This is a genomic window from Paenibacillus albiflavus (genome assembly GCF_004344915.1).
Lineage (GTDB): Bacteria > Bacillota > Bacilli > Paenibacillales > NBRC-103111 > Paenibacillus_AM > Paenibacillus_AM albiflavus.
The window spans coordinates 116184-135612 of record NZ_SKFG01000006.1 but is presented as its reverse complement, the minus strand read 5'-3'; the positions used below and the strand labels follow the sequence as shown (position 1 = coordinate 135612).

Below are 19429 nucleotides of genomic sequence, written 5' to 3'. Positions count from 1 at the left end.
GAACGTTGTGTCCGCTTCTGTCAAATACGGCAAACAGCAAAAAAATGAGCAAAGCGCCTGCTTTGCTCATTTGCTATGGAATGCTATCTTCTGCTACGCGATGTTATTGGAAACCCGCCCATTCATCCAAAAAAATGCGGCCCACAATGTCGTAGCCGTTACCCTGCCCTTTAGGCTTTACAACGACAGTGCCTAAGTAAGGAATCTCTCCCAACCCCAGCCCCTCTGGAAAACTATGCGCAAAAATGACTTGATTTGTTCCAGGGGGTGGTATTGTCTCCAGTTTAGTCCGCAAGGCAGCTAGTGTGTTCGCCTGTTCTGCTGGGGGAGTTTGGTTGCTCAGTTTATAAATGCGATACCAGAATGGATCGACTTGAACGTGACTCTCCCCAAACGCTAACGCCGCCGATTCCCTCGTTCGGCAGAATGGACTAGCTTGAACCGGAAATTGAAAAGGGATTCTCAAATTCCTTAACGACTCCCCGAATAGCAAAGCTTGTCTTCTTCCCTCCTCGGATAAATTCCGCTGCGTTCTGCAATCGTCGAAGTTAAGATTCGGCATATCATCGCCTACGTTAGCTTCTCCGTGCCGAACATACAGAATATATCCCCCTTGACGAAGCGGGTCGAGTATCGATGGGTTGACTGGCCTAATCAGCCACTCTGCCGCTGCAGCCGCGTTCATGGGAATAACGAGAAGCAGCACGATAAACAACCATATCCACCTATTCTTTTTCAATCTCATCTATCCTCCTGGTCAAAATGCAATTTCTAACGTGTAGTATGTACATACAAGTTCCAAATTACATAGGTTCCTGACAATAGCAATCATGATCGCCCGGCAGAAATATACAGATTTTGTATGTTATAATAAACAATAATTTACTTTTCATGAGAAGGAGATGAATAGATTCATATGAAGGAAGAAATGATCAAGCTAGGCCAAGTAGGGATTCATGTGAAATACACTTTAGACCACCAAGAAGTCGTGTTATTCCTTCATTTTAGCGGCGGAAATTTGAATATGTGGGAGGGCATCATCCCGCAATTCACGGATAGCTATAGCGTAATTGCACCTGACTTCAGGGGTCACGGCAAATCGGATAAACCGCAGTCGGGATACCACATTGATGACATGGCTCATGACATTTACTTATTATTACAGCATTTCAATGTTCATGGCTGTCATATCGTAGGCAGCTCAATGGGTGCTGAAATCGGCCTTAGCTTAGCCGCATCGCATCCAGAGCTTGTCTGTTCCCTTATTTGCGAAGGTGCTTTATATAATGAATTTGGAGAGTACGGATTATTTAACGGTACAGCGGAAGAGATCGAGCATCAGAAAGAAATCATGAGCGCTCAGCTAGCCGAGAGAATCGAGGCTGTATTTGAAACGAAAGAAGCGTACATTCAAGAGGAACGCAGGAAATTAGAACCACATGGAATATGGAATGAATACTTCCACACCTTCTTTGAAAATAATCTACAGCAAACAGAAGACCGTCATTTTACCTATCGCTATTTAAACCGAGTACGCACAGAGTATATTCAAAAATACTGGGACTTGAGATTCGAGGACTATTACCGAAATGTGCAATGTCCTATTCTATTTCTTCCTAGCGAAGAAGAATGGCAGAACGACAAGATTAGAAGAAGTTTGCATGCCTTCGCTAGTTTACTAGATACATATGAAATCGAGCATATCCAAAATTCGATACATGCCTATGTCTGGATGCAAAACCCGTCAGAAGCCGGTAAGGCAGCCATGAAATTCATCCAAAAACATAGCGCATAAAAATAGATTTGGATCATCAATCTTCCAATACCCGGCCTACTGCAAGCTCAATACGACAAAGGCTTTGTCTATATCGAGACGGTCTATAACAGTTTGGCCGAGTATTCAAGAAGAGAAATGAGCATCAGGTACCGCAATAGGTCCGATAAGGCTTGGTTGACTTAGATACAATACAGTATTCATCCTGCTCTGGAGAGTAGTCGAACGGATCAGATAAAGCCTTTAACAAGCGTTCCATCACACTAAGGTCTCCTGATTCGGTTGCAGCTGTAAGCGCTGCCTCGACTCGATGGTTCCTCGGGATTACGCCAGGATTACTGCTTCGCATTAACTGATTCGAGGAAGCTTCTGATTCCTGTTGTCGGCCTAATCTCGCTTTCCATTGCTCCTGCCACTCCGAGAACTCAGGAGCCTTAAACAAGTCCGTGTCGTCTTGCTTATTCAAGGTTAATGCCCGGAAGGTATTGGTATAGTCCGCTTGATATTGTTCCATCAAACGGAGAAGTTCATTAATCAGTTCTTCATCCTGCGCTTCTTCATTGCAAATCCCCAGCTTCGCCCTCATGCCCTTAAGCCAATTCGTATGATACAAATCCATAAACGTTGAAATCTTCTCTTGTGCTAGCTCAACTGCCTTATTCTGATCATCATGCAGAAGCGGCAATAACGTCTCCGCGAATCGCGCAAGATTCCATCCAGCAATATACGGCTGATTGCCATAAGCATAGCGGCCTTGTCTATCAATTGAGCTGAATACCGTTGCAGGATCATAAACATCCATGAAAGCGCACGGACCATAATCGATTGTCTCTCCGCTAATCGCCATATTGTCGGTGTTCATTACGCCGTGAATAAAGCCGACGAGCTGCCATTTGGCAATTAACTCGGCCTGACGCTTGATTACTTCCTGCAGAAGGGTGAGATATCGATTCTCATCTGCCTCAATGTAGGGGTAATGACGTGCTAATGTGTAGTCAGCAAGGGCACGAATATCCTCGGCAGTGCCGAATTTTGCAGCATATTGAAAAGTGCCTACACGGATATGGCTGGCAGCTACGCGAGTCAGAATAGCACCCGGAAGTTTGGTTTCGCGGGTGATGAACTGTCCCGTTGTCACTACGGCTAAGCTGCGGGTAGTCGGAATACCAAGAGCATACATGGCTTCGCTAATGATGTATTCGCGCAGCATCGGTCCAAGCGCCGCTCGACCATCGCCCCCACGTGAGTATGGTGTTCTGCCTGGCCCTTTAAGCTGAATGTCCATTCTCTGTCCATTAGGCAAGATCTGTTCGCCCAGCAGCACCGCACGACCATCTCCGAGCATGTTAAAATACCCGAATTGATGCCCTGCGTATGCTTGCGCAAGCGGCATAGCCCCTTCAGGCACCTGATTGCCGGCAAACACGGCTAATCCATCATCGCTTTGCAGTACCTCAGCATTCAAACCTAGCGATGCTGCGAGCGGATGATTGAGCACGATCAATTTTGGTGAGCCGACAGGCGTTGGGTCAATCCGAGTAAAAAATGACTGCGGAAGACGAGCATAGCTATTGTCAAAGTTCCATCCTGCTTCTTTTGTTTTGTTATTCTCTGTCATAATATCCTCCTTACATCAACAATATTTTCAACTATATTTGCATAGCAGTTCCACATAGGGTTTACTGCTATCGTTCATTTAAACACATTCGATTTGTCATTTCCTATTTATCCCTTATAGTTATACTATATTAGAAAGCAATTTGCAGCTTGTATCGAAGGATGATTTTCCTATGATCGGGCAAGTTATTGGAAAAGACATCGAAGGAGCGAGCTAGATGGCAAGAAGAAATAATCGAAAATATGTGGTGCCAGGAGCAGAGCAGGCGATGCAGGCTTTCAAATCAGATGTAATGAAGAGCGAAGGCTATGCCGTTAACCCTAATCGTCCGGACGATGTGAAATTCGAAGTAGCCAAAGAGCTCGGTGTGCCGCTGCAGCCTGAAGGGAACGGTCAGCTGACCACAGAATCGGCAGGACAGATTGGCGGCAAAATCGGAGGCTCAATGGTACGTGAAATGATTCGTCTCGCTCAAGAACGGCTTGCGAATCAGGAACAGTCTGAGTAATAAAGCGGCCAGCCTTACACGATCCGATATGGAACATACTAAAAAGGACCGCCACAAAAGCGGTCCTACATAAAAAGCTCAGACGACCAGAATATCAAGATCACTGCCAGTTTGTGTGAAAGATTCCTGCTAAATCACTTCGTTCATACGTATGGGCACCAAAATAATCCCGTTGTGCTTGCAAAAGGTTAGCATTTGACATGCCTGTCCGATAATTATCGTAATACGTAAGGGAAGAACTTAGACATGGAGACGAGATACCACTATTGATACCCTCACAGAGAACTTTTCGCAAGCCTATTTGATAGGCTTTAATTTTCTCAGCAAAATATGGGGCTACTAATAGATTAGCCAGATTCGGCTGTGATTGATATGTTTCGCTTATTACGTTTAAAAATTCTGCACGAATAATACAACCACCGCGGAAAATAAGGGCAATATCCTTTAAAGGTAAATCCCATCCGTAAAGTTCAGAAGTCATTTTATATTGTGTAAATCCTTGCGCATAGGCACAAATTTTGCCCATATATAAGGCTTGTCTAATGTACTCCATCCACAAATCTTTATCTAATGTCGGTTGATCCATCTCCGGACCGGTTAGAATACTTTCTGCATGAACCCGTTCCTCTTTTAAAGAGGAGATATAACGGGCAAACAATGATTCTGTAATAATAGATGATGGGATTCCGTTATCTATTGCTTGCATGCTCGTCCACTTACCTGTGCCTTTTTGCCCTGTTTTATCAAGAATCACATCGATCAGTGGTAAGCCTGTTATTTCATCTTTTTTTCGTAAAATCTCTGCTGTGATTTCGATTAAATAACTTTTGAGCTCACCCTGATTCCATGTTTCAAATATATCGGCAATTTCATCAACAGAAAGATCTAACCGTTTTCTTAAAAATGTATAGGCTTCTGCGATTAATTGCATATCTGCATATTCGATTCCGTTATGGACCATCTTTACAAAATGGCCCGAACCTTTTGGTCCCATATAAGCACAGCAAGGGTCGTTGTCAACTTGAGCTGCTATTTTTGTTAGAATTGGCGCTACTTTGTTGTATACGTCTTGATCTCCACCAGGCATGATCGAAGGTCCGTTTAAGGCTCCAACTTCGCCTCCAGAAATACCAATTCCTAAATAACCGATTCCTTGTGACTTCAATTCCTCATATCTACGTTCCGTATCCTCATAATGGGAGTTTCCACCGTCCATGATGATATCTCTGGCTTCAAGATGGGGCACTAATGCACTTATTACTGAATCGATAGGCTTACCGGCTGTAACCATAAGGAAAATTTTTCTCGGTACCTCTAAGGATTGAACAAACTCTTGAATTTCGTAGTAAGGATGGAGGGACTGACCTTCAATCTTTTCAACGAGTTTATCCGTTAAATCCCTCGTATAATTATAGACCGCTACTTGCTCACCTTTACTAGCCATGTTTAAAGCGATATTACTACCCATTACTCCTAATCCAATGACACCAATTGTATTATGCATTTCATGTTGCTCCTTATTGATTTATACGAATAGACTTAGTACCAGAGTAAAACCTAATCCAGCTACAGAAATGATTGTCTCCAGCAATGTCCATGTTGCAAATGTTTCTTTCATGCTTAGACCAAAATACTCTTTAAACATCCAGAAACCAGCATCGTTAACATGGGAAGCGATTAAGCTACCCGCACCTGTTGCAAGCACGACTAACGCAAGATTAGCGTCAGATTGTCCTAACATCGGGATAACTAAACCAGCAGTTGTTAATGCTGCAACAGTAGCAGAACCTAAGGAAATACGCAAGATTGCAGCGATAATCCAAGCAAGCAAGATTGGCGATAATGCAGTTCCATTGAACAATTCGGCTACATAGTCACCTACCCCGCCATTAATCAATACCTGTTTGAAGGCTCCGCCGCCCCCAATGATTAAGAGCATCATCCCAATATGAGTAATAGCAGTTGTACAAGAATCCATTATATTTTTCATTGGAATCTTTCTTGCAATCCCCATGGTGTACACAGCAACAAGTAAGGAAATTAACATGGAAGTTGATGCATCACCAATAAAACGGATAGCTGCTAGTAGACTATTATCTGCAAATCCCAATGTTTTTTGAAGCAAAGTAATAATCGTAGCAATCGACATTAAAATAACAGGAAGCATTGCAGTAAATACACTGATACCAAACCCAGGCGTGTCTTCCATTTTAAATTCTTTTTGCTCACCTAGAGAGGCAATGTTACCGGTTTTCGTAAATGATGCAGGTACAAGCTTTTTGGCAATCTTAGTGAATATAGGACCAGCTAAAATAACTGTTGGAATTGCAATAATGAAGCCGTAAAGTAAAACCTCACCAATGTTTGCACCATATTCACCTGCAATAACTGTAGGTCCTGGGTGAGGAGGCAAGAAACCGTGTGTAACGGATAAAGCTGCAGCCATCGGAATACCGAGATAAAGAATAGAAACCTTTAATTCTCTTGAAATAGCGAATACAATTGGAATTAATAATACTAATCCTACTTCGAAAAATAACGCCACACCGATAATGAATGAAGCAGCTACGACTGCCCATTGAATATTTTTCTCACCAAATTTGTGAACGAGGGTCATGGCAATTCTTTGAGCGCCACCTGAATCAGCGATGAGCTTACCCAACATTGCTCCAAGACCAAAGATTAACGCTAAGTGACCAAGTGTACCGCCTAATCCAGATTCAATGGTTTTGACAATGTCGCCGAGTGGCATACCAAGTGATAAAGCGACACCAAACGATACGATGATTAATGAAATAAAGGTGTTTAATTTGAAGCCCATGATTAAAACTAATAATGCTAAAATTCCAATGGCTACAATAACTAATGGCATTGTAATTCCCCCCTGCTGTTAATCTTCTTAGTTGTTTTTTATTAAGCTTCTTTGATAATTGGCAATCCGTGTATAATCAACTTCTAATGCTCTAGATAGGCTAATGAAAATCGAAAGTAATTGACTATATTCTTTTGTTGCTTCTTCATTTGGTGTGTGTTTGATGGTCGTGCCAACCATTTCAGAAACGACTTCAAATGATTGGATTCTCCCAGTGGCATATAAGCCTAAAATACAAGCACCTAGACAAGAGCTTTCGTAGCTTTCTGGAACGACTACTTCAGATGCGAATATATCGGACATCATTTGCCGCCAAACATCTGATCTTGCGAAGCCTCCAGTAGCTTGAATTCGGGTCACAGGGCCGTCCATACACTCCATCAATGCTAAAAATACGGTGTATAAATTGTAAATGACGCCTTCTAGTGCTGCACGAATCATATGTTCTTTCTTATGTGACAGCGTTAAACCGAAGAATGAGCCGCGTACATCTGGGTTCCATAAAGGCGCACGTTCACCAGCGAGATATGGATGGAACAACAATCCATCAGATCCTGGTCTTACACGTTCAGCGATCTTCGTTAATACTTCATAGGGATCAATTCCTAATCTTTTCGCTGTTTCTACTTCTGATGAGGCAAGTTCATCACGGATCCAACGAAGAACCATCCCGCCATTATTTACCGGACCGCCAATTACCCAGTGATTTTCTGTTAAGGCATAACAAAATGTTCTTCCCTTTTTGTCAGTTTGCGGCTTGTCAATAATGGTTCGAATGGCACCACTTGTCCCAATTGTGACGGCAATTTCTCCTTTACGAATTGCATTTACACCCAAATTAGAAAGGACTCCATCGCTGGCACCAATGACAAACGGTGTTTGCGGATCAATACCAATCTGTTTTGCTAAATTTGAATCACAGCCCATAAATATCTTGGTTGTTGGTACGAGCTCGGATAATTGAGCAGGTGTTATACCAGCAATTTGTAAAGCTTCTTCATCCCAATCTAATGTTTTGAGATTCATCATGCCCATAGCTGAAGCCAGGGAATGATCGACAACATATTGATTAAAGAACTTTTTAAAAATATATTCTTTAATTCCGATATACTTTTTAGCCTTGCGAGCGATTTCAGGTCGGTCATTCACAATCCATGTTATTTTAGCTAATGGTGACATGGGATGAATTGGCGTTCCTGTGCGTGTATAGACCTCATGTCCATTCAGCTCATTTTTAATTTTATGTGCCCATGTTTCACTTCGATTATCTGCCCAAGTGATACAAGGCGTCAGCGGCAGGTCATTTTCATCCATTGCTATGACACTATGCATGGCACTGCTAAATGAAACAAACAATAGCTTTTTTTGTGAATGATGTTTCATAATATTCGAAATGGCATCTAGCACTGCCTGGAAAATCTCTTCAGGGTCTTGTTCAGCTGTAGAAATATCCGGTGTATAAAGCGGGTACCCGATATTTTGTTGCTCTATGACGTCGCCTTTTCCACTAAATAAAACGGCTTTCGTACTTGTGGTTCCGATATCTACAGCTAACATATAATTAGTCATCTTGTTCATCGTGTTCATCTTGTTGTATGACTCCTTTAGAAAGCATTTGTTGTGACATCCACAGGTCTTCTACCTTGCCTTGAACATCATCAAAGTTTTCATGTAAAGACTTGATCATGAGGTCTCTATTTTTTGTTTTGACAGCTTCGATATAAAGCTCATGATTTTTGATAATCCGTGCAAAGTCTTCATACTTTTCTTCTAAACGCATACGCATCGACAAAAGAATGAAGCTTTCCATAACGGGCTTTAAATTATTCCAAATCATCAGGATGTAGGAATGATTGGCTGCACGAATAATCGTTTCATGGAACAAGACATCTTGATAGGAGAACTCATCAGCATCTTTATATTTGATTGAGACTTTCATCATTTCTAGTATTTTACAAAGCTCCATGACTAATTCATTCGTATCGATCCTTACAAGCCGTTCAAAAACAAACGATTCTATGAGTAAACGGACATCATAAATCTCTTCTATTTCTTTTTCTGATAAACCAATAACAACGGCACCCATTCTTTCGAGACGAATGATATTTTCGGATGCCAGTATTTTTAACGCTTCACGAATAGGTGAGCGACTTACATCAAAATCTGCAGCTAATTTGTTTTCCGATAGAATGGAACCGCTTTCAATCTCCCCAGAAATAATACGCATTCTAAGTTCGCACGCTACACGATCACCAGCAGATGCTTTTGAAAGCCATTTAGAGGGATAAAGAGACTTACGTGACTCGGCCATAAATCCACCTTCTCATTCAAGTATACTTGTATACAAGTATTATAATTAGTTCTTTTTAAATTTGCAAGCGCTTTTATTCGATCGGTCCCTGCTACATAATGGGAATTAAGAGCATCAGCGGTGAAAATAGGAGTGGGGGTAACTAATGGGAAGGATTATTGAACCACTTCTCGAATATTTTAAATATTGCGTCACGTTAACGCTTGAACCTTACGTAACGTAAGGTTTTATAATAAAGCTACCGGTATATAGTTGGCTGGCCCTAAAGAAAGGAGATGATGAATGAAGGGATATTGGAAGATCGGGGATCTCGCCAAGCTGACGGGACTTACTGTACGAACCTTGCGGTTTTATGATCAAATCGGATTGTTCTCTTCGTCGGGACAGACAGAATCCGGCCACAGGCTATACAATGAATCGGACTTGTCGCGTTTGCACCAAATTTTATCGCTTAAGGAGCTGGGGTTATCTCTTGAGCAGGTTAAATCGGTTTTAACTGGCGGGCAAATCAGTCCGCTTGAGATCGTGGGCTTGCAGATAGACCGAATCAAAGAGCAGATCAAATTGCAGCAGAAGCTATTGGAGCAGCTTGGACATGTATCCAAGCTTATGCAAGGTAAGGCGCAATTAACGGTTGAAGATTTCACGAGCCTTCTGCAAGCAATGAAAATGGAATTTGAGAAGCCGGTCATTCAGCGGCAAATGATTTGGGAGCGACAATTGGATCTGCTGGGAGTCTTTCTTACCGAGGAGAGCGATATGCCGAAATTTAAGGAGGAAAATCAATGAATGAACGATTCATCAAGCATGCGACCTTCGTCGTCGAGCGGACGTATGCCGCATCACCAGAGCGGGTTTACCAAGCCTGGTCCGACCCGATTGCCAAGTCCAAGTGGTTTTCGAAGCCGGAAATCTTCGACTTTCAGGTTGGCGGACGCGAATACAGCAATGGGGGGCCGCCGGGAGGGCCGATCTTTACGTTCAACGCCAGTTACCAGGAGCTTATTCCTGAGCAGCGCATTGTCTATACATATACCCTAGATTCGAACGGCACACGCATCTCTGTCTCGATTACATCGGTCGAGCTTATCAAGGTGGATGGTGGCACGAAACTGATTTTTACGGAACAAGGAGCATTCTTTGACGGACATGATACGCCGGAGGAACGGGAACATGGCACAAACATCCTGTTGGACACACTGGGCAAGGTACTCGATGAGGAGGAATAATCATGACAATAGGTGAGAATGAAATTATATCCTCACGTGAAATCGATGTACCGAGGGAGCTTGTGTTTCGGGCATGGACAACTCCCAATTTACTAGCTCAATGGTGGGGGCCAAATGGATTCACGAGCACATTTCATGAGTGCGATGTAAAGCCAGGCGGTGAGTGGCTATTCACTATGCACGGACCTAATGGTGTAGATTACCCGAATCATAATGTCTTTGCCCAGATCGTGCCGATAGAGCGGGTCGTGATTGATCATCTATCCAGTCACGAATTTCGAGTAACGGGAACCTTCGAGGATCTAGGAGGTCGTACCAAAATTACTTTCCGTCAGCTTTTCAAGACAGCAGAGGACTTCGAACAAGCAAAGCCAATCTGTGTTGAAGCTAATGAGCAGGTCTTAGATCGTCTAAGCAAGGTGCTGGCGGAAATGGTCTCCTAGCTACGTAAAGTTATATAGATGAAACCTCCACTTAAATGATGACTTTAGTTGTCGCCGTTCACGCTCCTTGTTGGAGTTGGACGGCAATTTTTATTTTAGTGGAAAAAAATGTTCCGATTATACAGATTTTAGGTTTGTCTGCCCGTTGACGTAAGGGGTATTTCGTATTAATCTGATTAACACGAATATTCAGGGGAAGTGATGTAAATTAAAGTGGACAACAACAAGGAGCAACCTGAGGTTATCACACGCGCTTACCGAATGCAGGCCAGGGCTCAGTCTGCCGCAGAGACTGGCGAACGAATACTTGATGCTGCGGTGGAGGTTTTTTATGAGCGGCCGGTTGATGACATCTTACTCGAAGAGGTAGCGCAGCGGGCTGGTGTCTCCGTGCAAACGGTGATACGCCGCTATGGCGGCAAGGATGGTCTGTTCAATGCAGCAGCTGAGCGTGAATACAAGCGAATTACAAGCCATCGTGATCAATCGGCGGCGGGTGACGTAGCGGAGGCAATCCGAATATTGATCGATCACTATGAAGAGGTAGGTGATGGTGTGCTTCGCATGTTGGCTGAGGAGCACCGAATGGCTGCTGTACGCAAGATTGTTGAACAAGGACGTGAATATCATCAAGAGTGGTGCGAGCGAGTCTTCGTTTCGGTACTAACTGGACGCCAAGGAGCAGAACGGATGAGGCTCCTCGCGCAATTGATCACCCTAACCGATGTCTACACTTGGAAACTCTTGCGGCGTTATCGGGGCCTCAGCCGCAGTCAAACTGAGCTCGCTCTGCGCGAGCTACTTCAACCCTTGATAGGAGGTACGTAGATGGCACGTATTCTAGCCTATACTTCGCCCGCTCGTGGACATCTGTATCCACTGATTCCGATTCTGGATGAGCTTAGCAAACGAGGGCACGACATCATCCTGCGCACATTAGCTTCGCAGTTGAATCTCTCCCGAGCACATGGTTTTGATGCCGACCCAATCGACAGCCGGATTGAAGCTATGCCCCATGATGATTACAAGGCACGGTCAGCTCGGGGAGGGCTTGAGCGAGCTGTAAGTATGTTCAGCGCACGCGCAGAATATGACGGTCCTGATTTGCAAAAGGCGATCATGAGAACGGAGCCCGACGCTGTAATCGTAGATGTGAATTGCTGGGGTGCTGTCGCGACTGCAGAGGCTTGGGGCGGTCCGTGGGCGACCTATTGCCCCTACCCACTTGCGTTGACCTCGCGTGACGCACCGCCTTTTGGTCCTGGGCTTCCACCTGCACGCGGACCTTTGGGCAAGCTCCGTGACCTTGCACTGAAGCCGCTGTTTGTAGGTACCTTCGAGCGCACGATGCTGCCGCCGATTAACAAGGTACGCAAACAGCTTGGGCTTGATCCCGTAAGCAGTGCAGATGATATGTTTGGTCGACCGCCATTACTTCTTTACCTGACGGCCGAGCCGTTCGAGTATCCACGCTCAGATTGGCCGCCGAATGTCGTTATGGTTGGCCCCTGTGCATGGGACCCTCCTGCCGAGACTCCTGATTGGCTGACCAAGATCGAACGTCCAATCGTACTTGTAACAACTTCCTCCGAATTCCAGAATGACGGCCGCCTTATCCAAGCAGCGCTGGACGCTTTTTCAGAAGAGAATGTCCACCTTATCGCAACACTTCCCTCACAAGACTCAGCCGCATTTCATACACCAGCTAATGCCAGCCTAATACCGTTTCTCCCACATGTACTTGTGCTTGACCGAGCCGTTTGTGCTATTACTCATGGTGGCATGGGGGCTACCCAGAAAGCGCTGTTACACGGCGTACCTGTATGTGCAGTGCCTTTCGGCCGCGATCAATTGGAGGTAGCACGGCGCGTAGAAGTAGCACGCGCAGGTACGCGCCTACCTGCCAGTAGGCTCACCCCAGAGCGCCTACGTGCCAAGGTACGCGAGGCGATGGCGTGCATCGATGGCGCCGTCGAGTATCCGAAGGATTCGCGTCAGCGGGCGGGGCTATCACTGCTGCCACTGCCCTTGAGACGCGGCTGTTGGACGTTCCTGAGAATAAGTCACGCTAATTGTTTAAAGGGCATCCAGTTGGATGCCCTTTAAAGTGTTTTATTTAATGGTTATACTTCCAGACATAGTTTCAATCTGCACATTATTTGAGCCATCCCCCGTTTGTCCCTCTGTTTTTCGTTTACTCTGCTGACTATCATCCAAAGGAATTGCAATAGATCGGTGCCCACTCCCAGACTCCAAAAGCCACTTTACATTGGAGTCCTTATCCTCCAGATTCAAAACAACGTTGCCGCTTTTGACAGAAACATGAATGTCATTTTTTATTTCTAAATAGTCAAGCGATACATTTCCGCTTTTTCCGTTAATATCAAGCTTTTGTGCAGCTAGATCTTTTACCTTTACGTTGCCAGAAGAACCATCAATCGTTACTTTTCCCTCATAACTGGTTGGAATACGAATGGATAGATGAGGCATTTTTCCAATATTGACTATTTGTCTAAAGTTGCTCTTCAATCGAATTTTGATTGTATCTTTCTCCTTATCAATAACAATTTCCGGTCCATTACTATTGAGCCAGGAAGCTTCAACTGACTCGATATCTGCTGATTCTACTTCTACTGTTGTGCTGCCATGGTCAATATAGATGTTATCTATTCCCTTGAGTGACACAGCTTGTATTTCTTCATTAGAACTACAAGCACTTAAAAAAAGCACCCCCACCAAAAGTAAACAAACGTAATATTTATTCATTTCATCACCTTTTCATAGTTGTAACAATGATTATATAAGATTACGTAAGGTCACTTTCAAGTATTTTATTTCTGTGTAAACACTTGAAAGTGACGTTACGTCATTTTGTATAATGGAACTAATGATAAAGATAAGGGGATGTAGAGAATGAAACAGGGAGATATCATTATTTATGCTTGTGTCATTATAGGAGCAGGGATTGGACTTATGTTTGATCGAGCATTTCCAGGTGTATTAGTCGGTCTTGGATTGGGCTATTTAATTAAATTTTCTTTATATAAGGAAAAAGGGAATTAATATTCTATCAATTTCGGAGGTGTCTATAATTGATTCATATAAAAGAAGTTGCAAAACAGACTAAGATTACGGTCAGAACGCTTCGGTACTATGATCGGATCGGATTATTAACAGCCTCTTCCAAAACAGAAGGGGGGCATCGTCTATATACAGAAGAGGATTTGAAGAAGCTTCAGCAAATTTTATTTTTAAAAGGAATGGGTTACGAATTGAAAGATATTGAAGATATGCTATCTGATCCTAAGTGGAATTGGTCCAATAGTTTGAAAAGTCAGCTGGTTTATATCATTGAAGAGCAAGAAAGATTAAAGAGCATAGAGTCGTCACTGCGAGAAGTAATAAATGGTATTGCAGTAGAAGGTGGAGATAATCATCTCGCGATACAGAAACTTATTCGATTATCGACTAATAAAACAAGACTGCAGACCTTTAAAGAAAGCATGTTTAACGATAAAGAACTTGAGCTTTGGACAAGGCTTCCAAAAATGAGTGGAGAAGATCCTGATTCCTTAGAGTGGATTGCTCTGATCGGTCAATTAAAACGGCATATAAATGATGAACCTTCGTCGTCAAAAGTGCAAAACATTATAAGACGTATGCTTGAAAAACAAATGGAAGATTTTAAAGACGGAGACGAGTTTCTCAATAAACTATGGGATATAAGAAAGTCCTCAACTCAATCCGAGGAGGCTGGACTTTATCCGATAGAAAAGGAAGTTCTTGATTTCATGGAGCGAGCATATGAAATTTACATTTCTTCCGTACAAGATTCTTCTACCCAGCAAGGAGGAGAATCATGAGTACTGAATTGCTTCTGATGGTAGGGGGATTAGCTCTATTAGATATGCTTAGTCCTACTGCTTTGGGGGTTACGGTATATTTGCTTTTAACTGAAAAAGAGCGATTAAGCTCGCGCTTAATGATTTACTTATTGACAGTCGCAGGATTATATTTTTTAGTTGGTGTTTTATTTATGTTAGGTTTGGATGCTATGATGGCTGCGTTTTCCTCGATCTTTCAAAATCGGATTGTAAGTTGGATTATGCTGATAATTGGGGGGATTTTGTTTATAGGTAGTTTTTACTATCCAACGAATAAGAAATCCGATCTACCGAGACCGAAGTCCAAAAGTAAAGCATCTATGGTTACACTTGGGTTTACGACAACATTGATTGAAGTAGGTGCAGCATTTCCTTATTTTGCTGCGATTGGTCTCATGACAACCTCAAATTTAGCTGCTTTTCAGTGGCTGCCGATTTTAGCTGGCTACAATTTTATAATGGTGCTGCCGCCATTGATCGTGTTTATACTGCATTTATTATTGGGACGAGTGATGCAAAGACCGCTCGAAAGACTTCGAATCAAGCTTTTGAAGCATTCAGGATCGGCTATTTCCTGGATCATGTGTATTGTAGGGGCTATTTTGATAATTAATAGTTTGGACTATTTGTAAAGTAAAAGAGGCTACAAGAATAAGCCCCTAAAATCAATGATCTTAGGGGCTCATAATTCAGTGCTAATTATTCGACCGTTTTTTATAGCCAGTCGCCAAATTTACGGATATACCACTTTTTGATCAACTGTGTTAATAAGCAATAAGATAATAATGTTGCTACAAGCCATGGGAAGTAAGATAACGGTAAAGGCTGCAGTCCAACACTCGCCCCAAAGCTGCTGAAAGGAATATAGATACCAAAAGCCATAATCAAACTTGTCAAGATCACAACCGGAGCTCTAGCCGTGCTTTGAATAAATGGAATTTTCTCGGTACGAATCATATGAACGATGAGCGTCTGAGACAATAATCCTTCAATAAACCAGCCAGATTGGAACAAACTTTCGTGAACGACAGAATTGGCAGAGAAAATGTACCACATCAGCGCATAGGTCGTAATATCAAAAATGGAACTAATCGGGCCAATAAAGATCATAAATCGGCTTACAGACTTGGCATCCCATTTTTGCGGCTTACGTAAATATTCTTTATCCATTCGATCCCAAGGAATCGAGAGCTGCGAAACGTCATAGAACAAGTTCTGAATAAGCAAATGAATCGGAAGCATCGGCAAGAACGGAATAAACGCACTTGCGACAAGTACACTAAATACGTTGCCAAAGTTTGAGCTGGCGGTCATTTTAATATATTTGATCATGTTGCCGAACGTTATGCGCCCTTGAATAACTCCTTGTTCCAGAACCATAAGACTCTTTTCCAAAAGTATGATATCGGCCGATTCCTTGGCTATATCGACTGCAGTGTCAACGGAAATACCCACATCCGCTTCTTTCAGGGAAACGGCATCGTTGATTCCGTCACCCATAAAGCCTACGGTATGCCCTTTGCTTTTTAGAACGCGAACGATTCTAGCTTTTTGCAAAGGATTTACTTTCGCGAACACGGTGGTCTTCTCTGCAATCTCGGCCAGCTGCTCATCTGTTAGAGCACCGATGGAATCACCAAGCAGAATATCGTGTACGTCAATGCCGACATCTTTGCAAACCTTTCGTGTAACAGCAGCGTTATCGCCTGTAATCACTTTAACATCGACACCGTTCTCTTTCAGTGCCCGAATGGCTGTTGCTGCAGTTTCCTTCGGCGGATCGAGGAAGGCAAGGTAACCGACGAGGATAAGGTCTTGTTCGTCTTGCAAGCCATAGAGTTCTTCTCTGGCGTCGAATTGTTTGATAGCAACAGCAAGCACACGCAAGCCGTCGGTATTCATATCATTGACGAGTAGTTGTACTTTTTCGGTAATTTCCTGCGTAAGAGGAACGATCTGTCCATTATCGAATGCATGCGAACAGATGCTGAGCACCTCTTCCATAGCTCCCTTACAAATGAGGGTGTGTCCATTCCCCTTAGTACTCAGCACGACAGACATCCGTCGGCGGTTAAAATCAAAAGGAATTTCGTCGATTTTCGTATATCTGTTCTCCACATCCAGAACATGGGTAAGCTCTGCGTGCTCCAGTACGGCAATATCGAGCAGATTTTTAAGGCCTGTTTGGTGGTAGCTGTTTAAATAAGCATATTCAAGCACCTTGTAGTCTTCTTCGCCCTGTACGTCGAGATGTTTCAATAGAATGATCTTATCTTCTGTGAGAGTTCCTGTTTTATCTGTACACAGAATGTCCATGGCTCCGAAGTTTTGAATGGCGCTGAGCCGTTTAACAACGACTTTATTCTGGGCCATCTTCGCTGCGCCTTTAGCCAGATTGCCAGCTACAATGACCGGCAGCATCTCTGGCGTCAGACCGACTGCGATGGATAATCCGAATAAGAGTGCTTGCAGCCAATCTCCTTTGGTAAAGCCATTAATCAGGAAAATAATAGGAACCATTATTAGCATGAAGCGGATTAAAATAAAGGTAATGCTTTTAACACCTTTGTCAAAGCTGGTGAGAGGCGGTTTGCCGATGAGTGTGCTGGCCATGGAACCGAAGTAGGTGTCCACGCCGGTTGCTATGACGACCGCTGTCGCTGATCCGCTAATGATGTTTGTGCCCATGTAGCACATATTGTTCAGCTCTAGTGCATTGATGGTCTTGTTATGTTTACTTTTCAATACGCTGCGAGGCAGCGTATCCATTTTTTCCACAGGCATCGCTTCCCCAGTCAGGGCCGACTCTGCGACATACAAGTCCTTGGCAGTGATCAATCGAACATCTGCCGGAACCATGTCGCCTGCCGATAGGTGGATGATATCCCCAGGTACCAATAGTTCCATATCGATTTCTTGACGCTCCGACTGGCGGCTTACAGAACATGTCGTTTTAACCATCGCCTTAAGCTTTTCCGCTGTTCGTGCGGATCGGAATTCTTGAGTAAATGTGATGATCGTACTGATGGTAACCATCGTCGTGATGGTGATGACCGCTTCGATATCATCATCCATAAAGTAGGAAAATGCCGCCAAAAAAAGCAGGATTAGAATAAAAGGGTTTTTAAAGCAGCTAAGCAATTGAATGTACCAAGCAGGCAGTTTATCATGAGCAATTTGGTTCTTCCCGTGTTTTTCAAGTCTTTTCTTTGCTTCGTTTTCCGTGAGACCTTGAGGACCCGACTCCAGATCCTCGAAAATATCTTCTTTTAAAGAAACGGACGCCTGAATCAGGCGCTCCCCAATCACTTGGTTTTCTTGTTCTTTGTTTTTGATCGATTTGTTCATCGTGATTCCTCCTTCGCGAATAAATAAAAAAACTCTCTCTGATTACCAGAGAGAGTTGATTCCGTATCGCAATGCACCCAAAGGTCAATTGCGCATACTTAAATAAACCCGCAAGAATGTACTTTTTGCGCGGGATGCGAAGTAAGGCAATGCTTGGAGAGCAAAGAGAACGGAGTTCTCCCTCTGTGTAGAAGCTGTATTGTAACGATACAAGTGGCAACTAGGACTACTGTCCATATAAATCACTCTCCTTTGCAAATAAAAACCCTCTAGGAATCACCTAGAGGGATAATATAAGCGCACCAAAAAGCCTGCGTTTCCCCCTAGTTGAGTTTTGGCACTATACAACGTAAAGAGATGTGTTCTCTTAGCCACCTTATGAAAAGCCTTAGTCCGGCAATCCCTGTTCTACCCATGGGCATCTTTCGATATTTCTGGGCAGTGGCCTATGTTCGTATAGGAGCCTCACCTAACGAGGTCTTCTTGAGTATTATAGAATTTATAACTTTCGTGTCATAAATTCTAAGTAATACCTTAAGAAACGAACCGCCTTTTAGGACGGTAAAACCGTTTCTTCTTGATTCTTAGCCATCGTAATTCCAATTTTATGGATTGTCAAGAAGAATTTTCTAAGGTGGCAAAATAAAGATTTACATTTTATGGAACGAAAAGTACGATTCAGTTGTTCGTAGTAACATTTTATGAAGATGGAAGTAAATGGTGATGGAGCGATTCGCACAGTTTTTGTGCTTGGTCCGTGAATCTTTACCACAAGAATAAGCCCCTAAAATCAATGATCTTAGGGGCTCATAATTTATCTACTGACTCTTCGATTCACGCGACCGTATTATACGGACCATCAAATACACTAGAGGAGTTGCCAAAATAGAGGCAATGAATTTAAATGCATATTGCATCACAATTAAGCTTCCCAGCACCGCAATAGGCATCGTACCCAAGAAAGCGATCGTAATGAATATCGTTGTATCGATTAATTGGCTGAGCATCGTAGATGCATTGTTGCGCAGCCATAATTTCTGGGATCCGTGCTTTTCCTTCAATCGGTTGAATATCAGAACATCCAGATTCGAACTTATGGTGTAAGAAATTAAACTAGCAAGGATTACCCTGAAGCTACCGCCTAGAATAGTCTCGAATGACGACTGATCGCTAAATGCTGGAGCTGACGGCAAAGCGATCGCGATTGCGATGAATCCAAGTGCAAGGATTTGCGTAAGCAAGCCTGCCTTGACGGTTCTTTGTCCTTCTTTCTTACCATAAACCTCTACAATTACATCGATAATAGGATAAGTAAAAATATAAATGATGACGGCAGCAGGCAGCATAATCCAGTCGCCAATGCTAAAAATCTTGACAGCCACAATGTTTGCCAAGATCAAGAGTCCCACAAACAATCCATTTAAATATAGAATCATGTCTTC

Annotated in this window: 19 protein-coding genes and 1 riboswitch; of the genes, 10 read left to right on the top strand and 9 right to left on the bottom strand. The window is 43.2% G+C overall.

The genetic code is table 11. From position 1 onward, the window contains the following. Window positions 1–103: 103 nt before the first annotated feature. A complete protein-coding gene (locus E0485_RS08815) occupies window positions 104–745 on the bottom strand; it encodes a histidine phosphatase family protein (protein WP_132417655.1) in 642 nt (213 codons plus the stop codon). 171 nt (window positions 746–916) lie between these two features. On the opposite strand from E0485_RS08815, the gene E0485_RS08810 reads away from it, so the two are divergent. Next, window positions 917–1795, top strand: a complete 879-nt coding sequence (locus tag E0485_RS08810; protein ID WP_132417654.1) for an alpha/beta fold hydrolase — start codon at window positions 917–919, stop codon at window positions 1793–1795. Window positions 1796–1919: 124 nt separating this feature from the next. On the opposite strand, the gene E0485_RS08805 is transcribed toward E0485_RS08810, so the two are convergent. After that, window positions 1920–3392: a protein adenylyltransferase SelO gene (locus tag E0485_RS08805; protein WP_132417653.1), complete on the bottom strand. Its 1473-nt coding sequence runs from the start codon at window positions 3390–3392 to the stop codon at window positions 1920–1922. Between the two features lie 217 nt (window positions 3393–3609). Here E0485_RS08805 and E0485_RS08800 point away from each other — a divergent pair, with 217 nt between their 5' ends. After that, complete coding sequence (locus E0485_RS08800) at window positions 3610–3900, top strand: alpha/beta-type small acid-soluble spore protein (RefSeq protein ID WP_132417652.1); 291 nt, start codon at window positions 3610–3612, stop codon at window positions 3898–3900. Between the two features lie 100 nt (window positions 3901–4000). Here E0485_RS08800 and gnd read toward each other — a convergent pair whose 3' ends face one another. Genes gnd through E0485_RS08780 form a run of 4 tightly spaced genes read right to left on the bottom strand, consistent with a single transcriptional unit; the run spans window position 4001 to window position 9083 of the window. Next, window positions 4001–5404: a decarboxylating NADP(+)-dependent phosphogluconate dehydrogenase gene (gnd, locus tag E0485_RS08795; RefSeq protein WP_132417651.1), complete on the bottom strand. Its 1404-nt coding sequence runs from the start codon at window positions 5402–5404 to the stop codon at window positions 4001–4003. A 21-nt stretch (window positions 5405–5425) separates the two neighbouring features. Next, window positions 5426–6772: a GntP family permease gene (locus tag E0485_RS08790; RefSeq protein ID WP_132417650.1), complete on the bottom strand. Its 1347-nt coding sequence runs from the start codon at window positions 6770–6772 to the stop codon at window positions 5426–5428. 27 nt (window positions 6773–6799) lie between these two features. Further along, window positions 6800–8341, bottom strand: a complete 1542-nt coding sequence (gene gntK, locus E0485_RS08785; RefSeq protein ID WP_132417745.1) for a gluconokinase — start codon at window positions 8339–8341, stop codon at window positions 6800–6802. After that, window positions 8334–9083 (bottom strand): GntR family transcriptional regulator, encoded by a 750-nt coding sequence (locus E0485_RS08780; RefSeq protein ID WP_132417649.1) that lies wholly within the window; start codon window positions 9081–9083, stop codon window positions 8334–8336. Before E0485_RS08780 ends, gntK begins: the two co-directional genes overlap by 8 nt. A gap of 282 nt (window positions 9084–9365) precedes the next feature. Here E0485_RS08780 and E0485_RS08775 point away from each other — a divergent pair, with 282 nt between their 5' ends. The 5 genes from E0485_RS08775 (at window position 9366) to E0485_RS08755 (ending at window position 12861) form a co-directional block, all read left to right on the top strand. Further along, the gene (locus E0485_RS08775) at window positions 9366–9872 is read left to right on the top strand and encodes a MerR family transcriptional regulator (protein WP_132417648.1); all 507 of its coding nucleotides are present in this window, start codon (window positions 9366–9368) and stop codon (window positions 9870–9872) included. Continuing rightward, window positions 9869–10312, top strand: coding sequence for an SRPBCC family protein (locus E0485_RS08770; protein WP_132417647.1), 444 nt, complete (start codon window positions 9869–9871; stop codon window positions 10310–10312). Before E0485_RS08775 ends, E0485_RS08770 begins: the two co-directional genes overlap by 4 nt. Window positions 10313–10314: 2 nt before the next feature. Beyond that, entirely contained in the window at window positions 10315–10755 is a 441-nt protein-coding gene (locus E0485_RS08765) for an SRPBCC family protein (protein WP_132417646.1), read from the top strand. A 261-nt stretch (window positions 10756–11016) separates the two neighbouring features. Next, window positions 11017–11583, top strand: a complete 567-nt coding sequence (locus E0485_RS08760; protein WP_268957528.1) for a TetR/AcrR family transcriptional regulator — start codon at window positions 11017–11019, stop codon at window positions 11581–11583. Beyond that, a complete protein-coding gene (locus tag E0485_RS08755; protein WP_207910948.1) occupies window positions 11584–12861 on the top strand; it encodes a glycosyltransferase in 1278 nt (425 codons plus the stop codon). 6 nt (window positions 12862–12867) lie between these two features. Here the strand turns inward: E0485_RS08755 and E0485_RS08750 are convergent, their stop codons facing one another. Beyond that, window positions 12868–13521, bottom strand: a complete 654-nt coding sequence (locus E0485_RS08750; protein ID WP_132417644.1) for a DUF4097 family beta strand repeat-containing protein — start codon at window positions 13519–13521, stop codon at window positions 12868–12870. A 147-nt stretch (window positions 13522–13668) separates the two neighbouring features. On the opposite strand from E0485_RS08750, the gene E0485_RS25085 reads away from it, so the two are divergent. Genes E0485_RS25085 through E0485_RS08740 form a run of 3 tightly spaced genes read left to right on the top strand, consistent with a single transcriptional unit; the run spans window position 13669 to window position 15271 of the window. Then, on the top strand, window positions 13669–13818 hold the full coding sequence (locus tag E0485_RS25085; RefSeq protein ID WP_165921132.1) for a hypothetical protein: 150 nt from the start codon (window positions 13669–13671) through the stop codon (window positions 13816–13818). A gap of 29 nt (window positions 13819–13847) precedes the next feature. Continuing rightward, window positions 13848–14618 (top strand): MerR family transcriptional regulator, encoded by a 771-nt coding sequence (locus E0485_RS08745; RefSeq protein WP_132417642.1) that lies wholly within the window; start codon window positions 13848–13850, stop codon window positions 14616–14618. After that, complete coding sequence (locus E0485_RS08740; RefSeq protein ID WP_132417641.1) at window positions 14615–15271, top strand: GAP family protein; 657 nt, start codon at window positions 14615–14617, stop codon at window positions 15269–15271. The genes E0485_RS08745 and E0485_RS08740 overlap by 4 nt, the downstream gene beginning before the upstream one ends. Window positions 15272–15353: 82 nt before the next feature. Here E0485_RS08740 and mgtA read toward each other — a convergent pair whose 3' ends face one another. Next, the gene (mgtA, locus tag E0485_RS08735; RefSeq protein ID WP_132417640.1) at window positions 15354–17987 is read right to left on the bottom strand and encodes a magnesium-translocating P-type ATPase; all 2634 of its coding nucleotides are present in this window, start codon (window positions 17985–17987) and stop codon (window positions 15354–15356) included. Between the two features lie 313 nt (window positions 17988–18300). Beyond that, window positions 18301–18471: riboswitch (M-box (ykoK) riboswitch) on the bottom strand. A gap of 334 nt (window positions 18472–18805) precedes the next feature. Beyond that, window positions 18806–19423, bottom strand: coding sequence for a queuosine precursor transporter (locus E0485_RS08730; RefSeq protein WP_132417638.1), 618 nt, complete (start codon window positions 19421–19423; stop codon window positions 18806–18808). Window positions 19424–19429 lie beyond the last annotated feature (6 nt).

Bases quoted from the DNA above. Each gene is read 5' to 3' on its own strand.
- E0485_RS08815 (WP_132417655.1), bottom strand. From the start codon at position 745: ATGAGATTGAAAAAGAATAGGTGGATATGGTTGTTTATCGTGCTGCTT.
- E0485_RS08810 (WP_132417654.1), top strand. From the start codon at position 917: ATGAAGGAAGAAATGATCAAGCTAGGCCAAGTAGGGATTCATGTGAAA.
- E0485_RS08805 (WP_132417653.1), bottom strand. From the start codon at position 3,392: ATGACAGAGAATAACAAAACAAAAGAAGCAGGATGGAACTTTGACAAT.
- E0485_RS08800 (WP_132417652.1), top strand. From the start codon at position 3,610: ATGGCAAGAAGAAATAATCGAAAATATGTGGTGCCAGGAGCAGAGCAG.
- gnd (WP_132417651.1), bottom strand. From the start codon at position 5,404: ATGCATAATACAATTGGTGTCATTGGATTAGGAGTAATGGGTAGTAAT.
- E0485_RS08790 (WP_132417650.1), bottom strand. From the start codon at position 6,772: ATGCCATTAGTTATTGTAGCCATTGGAATTTTAGCATTATTAGTTTTA.
- gntK (WP_132417745.1), bottom strand. From the start codon at position 8,341: ATGACTAATTATATGTTAGCTGTAGATATCGGAACCACAAGTACGAAA.
- E0485_RS08780 (WP_132417649.1), bottom strand. From the start codon at position 9,083: ATGGCCGAGTCACGTAAGTCTCTTTATCCCTCTAAATGGCTTTCAAAA.
- E0485_RS08775 (WP_132417648.1), top strand. From the start codon at position 9,366: ATGAAGGGATATTGGAAGATCGGGGATCTCGCCAAGCTGACGGGACTT.
- E0485_RS08770 (WP_132417647.1), top strand. From the start codon at position 9,869: ATGAATGAACGATTCATCAAGCATGCGACCTTCGTCGTCGAGCGGACG.
- E0485_RS08765 (WP_132417646.1), top strand. From the start codon at position 10,315: ATGACAATAGGTGAGAATGAAATTATATCCTCACGTGAAATCGATGTA.
- E0485_RS08760 (WP_268957528.1), top strand. From the start codon at position 11,017: ATGCAGGCCAGGGCTCAGTCTGCCGCAGAGACTGGCGAACGAATACTT.
- E0485_RS08755 (WP_207910948.1), top strand. From the start codon at position 11,584: ATGGCACGTATTCTAGCCTATACTTCGCCCGCTCGTGGACATCTGTAT.
- E0485_RS08750 (WP_132417644.1), bottom strand. From the start codon at position 13,521: ATGAATAAATATTACGTTTGTTTACTTTTGGTGGGGGTGCTTTTTTTA.
- E0485_RS25085 (WP_165921132.1), top strand. From the start codon at position 13,669: ATGAAACAGGGAGATATCATTATTTATGCTTGTGTCATTATAGGAGCA.
- E0485_RS08740 (WP_132417641.1), top strand. From the start codon at position 14,615: ATGAGTACTGAATTGCTTCTGATGGTAGGGGGATTAGCTCTATTAGAT.
- mgtA (WP_132417640.1), bottom strand. From the start codon at position 17,987: ATGAACAAATCGATCAAAAACAAAGAACAAGAAAACCAAGTGATTGGG.
- E0485_RS08730 (WP_132417638.1), bottom strand. From the start codon at position 19,423: ATGATTCTATATTTAAATGGATTGTTTGTGGGACTCTTGATCTTGGCA.